The sequence below is a fragment of the Acinetobacter lwoffii genome (genome assembly GCF_024129735.1).
Lineage (GTDB): Bacteria > Pseudomonadota > Gammaproteobacteria > Pseudomonadales > Moraxellaceae > Acinetobacter > Acinetobacter lwoffii_H.
Window position 1 is genome coordinate 43,444 of sequence record NZ_JAMXXK010000022.1, and the last position, 7,505, is coordinate 50,948.

A 7,505-nucleotide genomic window follows, 5' to 3' on the forward strand; every position below is an offset into this window, starting at 1 on the left:
CTTTTAGTGTCGAGATAGGATTTAATATGAACCAATTTTTTTATGATTAAAAATAGTGTTTTTTGCTTTCTTTATGAGTAAATTGCATAAGTAGGATATCCATCTATCCAGAAGCGCAAAAATCAGTCACTTAATTGACTATGTTGCACAGGGAAAATTTGCTACATTACTTTGCCTTAGATCTTAGGGCTAGAACTAAGGATCAGATTTTTTTAGCGGTTTTACAGCAAAACCCTTGTAGTTCAAATTTCTAGCACCATAATAACGACTAAGAACATATTCATTTGACAAGCAAGATTTAGAGAGTCTATTCATGTTGGCAAGTCTGATCGGAGGAATCTTCGGTACCAAAAATGAGCGCGAACTCAAACGCATGCGTAAAATCGTAGACAAGATTAATGTGCTCGAGCCGACGATATCTACCCTTAGCGATGCAGACTTATCTGCAAAAACTGAAGAATTCAAACAACGATATAATAAGGGTGAAACCCTCGATAAATTATTGCCTGAAGCATTTGCAGTCTGTCGTGAAGCGGCGAAGCGGGTGATGGGCATGCGTCATTATGACGTGCAGCTGATCGGTGGTATTACCTTGCATGAAGGCAAAATCGCAGAAATGCGTACCGGTGAAGGTAAAACCCTGATGGGTACTTTGGCCTGTTATCTGAATGCCATCAGTGGTCAGGGCGTGCATGTCATTACCGTGAACGATTACCTGGCGCAACGTGATGCCGAGTTGAACCGTCCATTATTTGAGTTTTTGGGTTTAAGCATCGGCATTATTTATTCCATGCAAAATCCGATGGAAAAGGCGGAAGCTTATCGTGCCGATATTACTTACGGTACCAATAACGAATTTGGCTTTGACTACCTGCGTGACAACATGGTGTTCTCGCTGGCTGAGAAAAAGCAGCGTGGTTTGACCTATGCGATTATCGATGAGGTCGATTCGATCCTGATTGATGAAGCACGTACCCCGTTGATTATTTCCGGTCAAAGTGAAGATTCTTCACAGCTTTATGCAGCCATCAATAATATTCCACCAAAATTACAGGCACAGAAAGAAGAGAAAGTGCCGGATGGCGGTCACTTCTGGATTGATGAAAAACAGCGTTCAGTTGAAATTACTGAAGTGGGTTTTGAAACCATTGAAAGTGAATTGATTGAAATGGGCTTGCTGGCAGAAGGCGAGAGCTTGTATTCAGCGTCGAACCTGAACCTGTTGCATCATGTCACTGCAGCGATCCGTGCCCATTATCTCTATCAACGCAATGTGCAATACATCATCAACGATGGTGAAGTGATTATTGTCGATGAAAATACCGGTCGTACCATGCCGGGACGTCGCTGGTCTGAAGGTTTGCATCAAGCCGTAGAAGCCAAAGAGGGTCTGGAAATCCAGCCGGAAAACCAGACTCTGGCAACCACAACCTTCCAGAACTATTTCCGTCTGTATAAAAAATTATCCGGTATGACCGGTACTGCTGATACTGAAGCAGCGGAAATGAAAGAAATTTATGGTCTGGATGTGGTGCTGATTCCGACCCACCGTCCAATGATTCGTCAAGACCATAACGATTTAATTTATTTAAATCGTGAAGGGAAATATAACGCGATTATTCAAGAAATTCAGCGTGTGCATGAAGCTGGTGTCGCACCAATTTTGATTGGTACAGCCACCATTGAAGCTTCTGAGATTCTGTCGGATAAGCTAAAAGCGGCAGGGATCCAGCATGAAGTACTGAATGCCAAACAGCACGAACGTGAAGCCGATATTATTGCGCAGGCCGGTGCGCCGCGTGCAGTGACGATTGCCACCAACATGGCCGGTCGTGGTACCGATATTCTCTTGGGTGGTAACTGGAAGGCGTTGCTGGCTAAAATTGAAAACCCGACTCCTGAAGATGAAACGCGTCTGAAAGCAGAATGGGATGTTAATCACCAGGCTGTGCTGGATTCAGGCGGTTTGCATATTATCGGTTCCGAGCGTCATGAATCACGCCGTATCGATAACCAGCTGCGTGGTCGTGCCGGTCGTCAAGGTGACCCGGGTGTATCGCGTTTCTATCTGTCACTTGAAGATGACTTGATGCGTATTTTTGCCGGTGATCGCGTAGTCGGCATGATGCGTGCCATGGGCTTGCAGGAAGATGAAGCGATTGAGCACAAAATGGTGTCTCGCTCGATTGAAAATGCGCAGCGTAAAGTGGAAGCACGTAACTTCGATATTCGTAAGAATTTGCTGAAATACGATGACGTCAATAACGAACAGCGTAAGATCATTTATAGTCAGCGTGACGACATTCTGGCAGAAAATTCACTGCAGGATTATATTGAAGAAATGATCCGTGAAGTGATGCAGGGTGTAATCGCCAACTATATTCCGCCTGAATCGATTCATGACCAGTGGGATAGTGAAGGTCTGGAACTGGCGCTGCGTGAAGATCTTTCGATGGATCTTCCTATCGGACAATGGCTGGAACAGGACCGTCGTCTGGATGAAGAAGCTTTGGTGGTGCGCATTACCGATGAAGTACTGAACCGCTACCGTTCACGTCGTGAACAAATGGGTGAAGAATCTGCAGCTTCGCTTGAACGTCACTTTATGCTGAATTCTCTGGATCGTCATTGGAAAGAGCATCTGGCGGCTATGGATTATTTGCGTCAAGGTATTCATTTACGTGGTTATGCGCAAAAGAATCCAGAGCAGGAATATAAAAAAGAAGCTTATAACCTGTTTGTAAACATGCTGGGTACGATTAAGTCCGATGTCGTGACAGATCTGTCACGCATCCACGTACCGACACCTGAAGAGCTGGCGGAAATGGAAGCACAGCAGCAGGCACAGGCTGAGGCAATGCGTTTGCAGTTATCTCATGAAGAGTTTGACGGCTTGCTGGCAGGTGAACATGAGGTGACGACCGAGCAAAATGTTCAGGCGAATCCTGTAGCACCAGTCTTTGAAGCACCGGCAAGTCGTAATGCACCTTGTCCATGTGGTTCAGGCCTGAAATACAAACAGTGTCATGGCAAGATCTAAACAGTGTTAAAAAAAATCAGAGCCACATGGCTCTGATTTTTTTATGTATGAAGATTTTTCAGAAATTGAATACTGTTTGCAGTCTTAGGAATTAAATGCTATTTAATGGCTCATTCAACACCTCAAAGTGGAATAACCTGAATGGAAAAAGTATTAAAAACGCTCATGATTGCCGCTTTGGCAATGCCTGCCTTAAGTTTTGCCCAAACTGCAGCGACCACAACAATTGATAAAGTTCAGCAAGCGGTGGGTACGACTACTGCTCAAGTACAACGTACCGATGCACAAGTGACTGTGGCAAGCCCACGTACCGGCATCCGTTATACCTTTGCCAACCAGAATCGTCCGATTGTGTTGCAGACGGCTGCGATTGCAGCTGCCAATGCGGCAAATGCAGACCGTATTGTTGCTACAAATCCGGCACTTTCTACTGCAAGTCAACAACAGGCGAAACAGGCTTTGCTAAGCGAATCTGGACAACTTGCACAAAATTAAAAATATCTTATTTTAAAAATGTAGAAACCAGTCTTGATGACTGGTTTTTTATTGTGAAAATCCATAACAAATCTCAGGCTGGCTCAGGCTTTGGCTCGATTTTTTGTTGCAGATCAACTAAGCTGTATTTTTCTAAAACTTCAATATTGGACTTTAAAATGGCAGTTGGTGACGTATCTATGCCACAGATGCATGTGGTGAAAGGGGTTAAAATTGGTTCGGCTGAAGCCTATGTGCGCTATCAGAACCGACGTGACCTGGTGATATTTGAACTGGCTGCAGGCTCCAATGTTGCAGGGGTGTTTACCCAGAATGCCTTTTGTGCAGCACCAGTGCATGTATCTAAAGCCCATTTGCAAGCGGGTAATCCACGTTACCTGGTAATCAATACCGGAAATGCCAATGCAGGAACAGGCCCTACAGGCATGGCAAATGCAGAAGCCACCTGTGCCAAGCTGGCTGAACTTGCAGGCGTACAGGCTGCTGAAGTGTTGCCATTCTCGACTGGTGTGATTGGTGAGCAGCTTCCAATGGAGCGTTTGCTTACAGGTTTACAGCCTGCGCTGGATTCATTGCGTGATGATGCCTGGGTCGATGCAGCAACTGGAATCATGACCACAGATACCACCCCGAAAGGTGCTTCAGAACAGTTCGAGCTGGATGGTGTGACTTATACCATGACCGGTATTTCCAAAGGTGCAGGCATGATTCGTCCCAATATGGCGACCATGCTGGGTTATGTTGCGACGGATGCACCGATCAGCCGTGAACTGGTTCAACAGTTATTAACTGAAACAGTCAATGTCTCGTTTAACCGTATTACCATTGATGGCGATACCTCAACCAATGACTCATGTATCTTTATTGCTACGGGTCAGGCCGGTGGTGCTGAGATCACTTCAACTGAAGATCCGCGTTATGCAGTGGTGCTAGACGTATTGACACGTACCATGAAACGCCTTGCGCAACTGATTGTACGTGATGGTGAAGGTGCGACTAAGTTCATTACCGTGACTGTGGAAGGTGGCGGCAATACTCAAGAGTGCTGCGATATTGCCTATAGCATTGCGCATTCACCGCTGGTCAAAACCGCGATTTTTGCTTCTGATCCAAACTGGGGCCGTATTCTGGCTGCGATTGGTTATGCCGGTGTGCCGAATTTAGACGTTGCAAAAATTCAGGTTTGGTTAGATGATGTACAAATCTGTAAAGATGGTGGTGCGGCAGCAGACTATACTGAAGCAGCCGGTGCACGTGTGATGGCCCAGGCTGAAATGACGATTCGTGTTGATCTTGGACGAGGTCAGGCAAAAGATACGGTTTATACCTGTGATCTGTCGTATGACTACGTAAAAATCAATGCAGATTATCGCTCATAATTCAGATCGTTTCTAAAGCCTCCGTTGTGGGGCTTTTTTTATATCTTGTAGTTTTTAATGACTGGTCAAAAATAGCACTTCGCCAGAGCTGACCGGGATGTAGGATGAAAGGTTCATTGAATAGTGAACCATGAGGGTAGAGTAAGAATTGTGATGAATGATGCGACCAAATTAATAGCCAATGAAGCTAAATCGATTGTGCAGGCGCATTTAGATCGTTTGGGTGTTCCTCAAGAACATCAAATGAGCCAGCAGGAAAAATTGGACAAATTTGCACAGATCAAGGCAGAGCTGGAAAAACAGGATGCTGTTTTGGTGGCGCATTATTATTGTGATCCTGAAGTGCAAGAACTGGCTGAACTGACCGGTGGCTGTGTTTCCGATTCACTGGAAATGGCGCGTTTTGGTCGCGATCATCCGGCTTCAACGCTTGTGGTGGCTGGTGTGAAATTTATGGGCGAAACCTCTAAAATTCTTTCACCCCATAAAACCGTGCTGATGCCTACCCTGGAAGCGACCTGTTCACTGGACTTGGGTTGTCCTGTCGATGAATTTACCGCTTTTTGCGATGCGCACCCGGATCATACCGTGGTGGTTTATGCTAACACGTCAGCGGCCGTGAAAGCCCGGGCCGATTGGGTCGTCACTTCAAGCTGTGCAGTGGAAATTATCGAACATCTGGACAGTCTGGGCGAAAAAATCATCTGGGCACCCGATCAGCATCTGGGTCGTTATATCCAGAAAAAAACCGGTGCAGAGATGTTGCTCTGGGATGGCGCCTGTATCGTGCATGAAGAATTCCGTTCACGCGGTATTGCCAATATGAAAGCACTCTATCCAGATGCTGCGGTTCTGGTACATCCCGAATCACCGATGTCTGTGGTCGAGATTGCCGATGCGGTGGGTAGTACCTCACAATTAATTAAAGCAGCACAAACTTTGCCAAATCAGCGTTTAATCGTAGCTACTGATCGCGGTATTTTTTATAAAATGCAGCAGGCAGTGCCGGATAAAATTCTGATTGAAGCACCAACCGCAGGAGAGGGGGCAACTTGTCGTTCTTGTGCGCATTGTCCTTGGATGGCCATGAACGAGCTGGATGGTATCTTGCATGTGTTACAGCATAAAGATCAGGAAGTGCATGTCGATCCGGTACTTGCTGAACGAGCTAAACTGCCTCTAGATCGCATGCTGAACTTTAGTGCCGGACTAAAACGTTAAAATTTGTATAAAAAATGTCTGAAGCGATTGATAAATAAACGCTTGAAGCGTTTTTTCGGTTTTTTTTAAATATAGGTGTTGACGTCTCCGGGCGTCACGCCTAGAATGCACACCGTACCGAACGATGTTCGATACGAAAGCTGAGATGAATCGGAGCATAGCACAGCCTGGTAGTGCACCTGGTTTGGGACCAGGGGGTCGTAGGTTCGAATCCTACTGCTCCGACCAATTCTTCAAGGCAAATGATGTTTGCATCAGTAACGCGCTTGTAGCTCAGTTGGATAGAGCATCCGCCTTCTAAGCGGATGGTCACAGGTTCGAATCCTGTCAGGCGCGCCATTTGGTCGCTTGATGTTAAGAATCAAAATGATGGTGGATGTAGCTCAGTTGGTAGAGCCCTGGATTGTGATTCCAGTTGTCGCGGGTTCGAATCCCGTCATTCACCCCAACTTTTAAAGTTGAAATCGGAGCATAGCACAGCCTGGTAGTGCACCTGGTTTGGGACCAGGGGGTCGTAGGTTCGAATCCTACTGCTCCGACCATCTCCTTCAAGATGGTCGAGATAAAAGATACCGCGTTAAGCGGTTTTTTTATGCCTGAAATTCAATGTGAATAAAAAATATACAATTGTTATCGGTGGCTATCATGATGAATGCTCGAATTCCTATTAAATTATTTTTCATCTAATAAAACTGTGCATTGAAGATTGCTTTCTTCTCGCATTGCTTCACTCTTAATTTTAATCATTCAACAATTTAACCAGAGTTTATCTATAGAGTGATTATCTTGTTGAATGGAATTTTAATGGATGGATGAGGATTATATTTTTAAAATGGGTAAGGGATTCCATAGTAAATCTATTTTATTAACTCATCGTTGTGTTTGATCTGAAATAAAGACAATAAAAAATTTTTAGATAGATATAGCAATTAAATTAACTAGAAATACCCATTGATAAGTAAATAAACTACTTTAAAACATCAATAATTGAATAAATTTTGAGTGAAAAATAGAAAAACCTGTATTTTTTGTAGAATAAATAAACAGTCGTGATATTTTTGCTGAATTATTTAAGAATAGGGGTTGTATTGGGTCGGGAATCCTGTAGAATGCACATCCATCGGCGGTGATGAAGATTAAAACTTCTGATAAAACAGTGACTTAGTTAAGTTTGATTAAGTTTGGTTTTAGAAAGAAAGTTTAAAAATAGTTTTCATTACTGGTTGACTTTCTAGAGATAGAGAGTAATATAGCCGACCTAGCTTGCTGGTGACGAATTAGCAAGAAGATCATTAAGAGATTATGAAGAACAACTTGTGTGGATTTTTACTGGTTGATTGATCGAAATTATTTTCATTGATTGATGGTAG

4 protein-coding genes and 4 tRNA genes are annotated in these 7,505 nt (G+C 44.2%); all 8 read left to right on the forward strand.

Going from position 1 to position 7,505, the window contains the following annotated elements:
• The first annotated feature begins 313 nt into the window (after positions 1-313).
• The gene (gene secA / locus NI469_RS08090) at positions 314-3,040 is read left to right on the forward strand and encodes a preprotein translocase subunit SecA (RefSeq protein ID WP_004645180.1); all 2,727 of its coding nucleotides are present in this window, start codon (positions 314-316) and stop codon (positions 3,038-3,040) included.
• Between the two features lie 141 nt (positions 3,041-3,181).
• Positions 3,182-3,535: a hypothetical protein gene (locus NI469_RS08095; protein WP_004733779.1), complete on the forward strand. Its 354-nt coding sequence runs from the start codon at positions 3,182-3,184 to the stop codon at positions 3,533-3,535.
• A gap of 158 nt (positions 3,536-3,693) precedes the next feature.
• Positions 3,694-4,914: a bifunctional glutamate N-acetyltransferase/amino-acid acetyltransferase ArgJ gene (gene argJ, locus NI469_RS08100; protein ID WP_004645182.1), complete on the forward strand. Its 1,221-nt coding sequence runs from the start codon at positions 3,694-3,696 to the stop codon at positions 4,912-4,914.
• 153 nt (positions 4,915-5,067) lie between these two features.
• Positions 5,068-6,135: a quinolinate synthase NadA gene (gene nadA / locus NI469_RS08105; RefSeq protein ID WP_191112616.1), complete on the forward strand. Its 1,068-nt coding sequence runs from the start codon at positions 5,068-5,070 to the stop codon at positions 6,133-6,135.
• A 151-nt stretch (positions 6,136-6,286) separates the two neighbouring features.
• A tRNA-Pro gene (locus tag NI469_RS08110) sits at positions 6,287-6,363 on the forward strand.
• A 34-nt stretch (positions 6,364-6,397) separates the two neighbouring features.
• Positions 6,398-6,474: transfer RNA gene (locus NI469_RS08115), tRNA-Arg, on the forward strand.
• 33 nt (positions 6,475-6,507) lie between these two features.
• Positions 6,508-6,583: transfer RNA gene (locus tag NI469_RS08120), tRNA-His, on the forward strand.
• 17 nt (positions 6,584-6,600) lie between these two features.
• Positions 6,601-6,677, forward strand: a tRNA-Pro gene (locus NI469_RS08125).
• The last annotated feature ends 828 nt before the right edge of the window (positions 6,678-7,505 follow it).

Bases quoted from the DNA above. Each gene is read 5' to 3' on its own strand.
- secA (WP_004645180.1), top strand. From the start codon at position 314: ATGTTGGCAAGTCTGATCGGAGGAATCTTCGGTACCAAAAATGAGCGC.
- NI469_RS08095 (WP_004733779.1), top strand. From the start codon at position 3,182: ATGGAAAAAGTATTAAAAACGCTCATGATTGCCGCTTTGGCAATGCCT.
- argJ (WP_004645182.1), top strand. From the start codon at position 3,694: ATGGCAGTTGGTGACGTATCTATGCCACAGATGCATGTGGTGAAAGGG.
- nadA (WP_191112616.1), top strand. From the start codon at position 5,068: ATGAATGATGCGACCAAATTAATAGCCAATGAAGCTAAATCGATTGTG.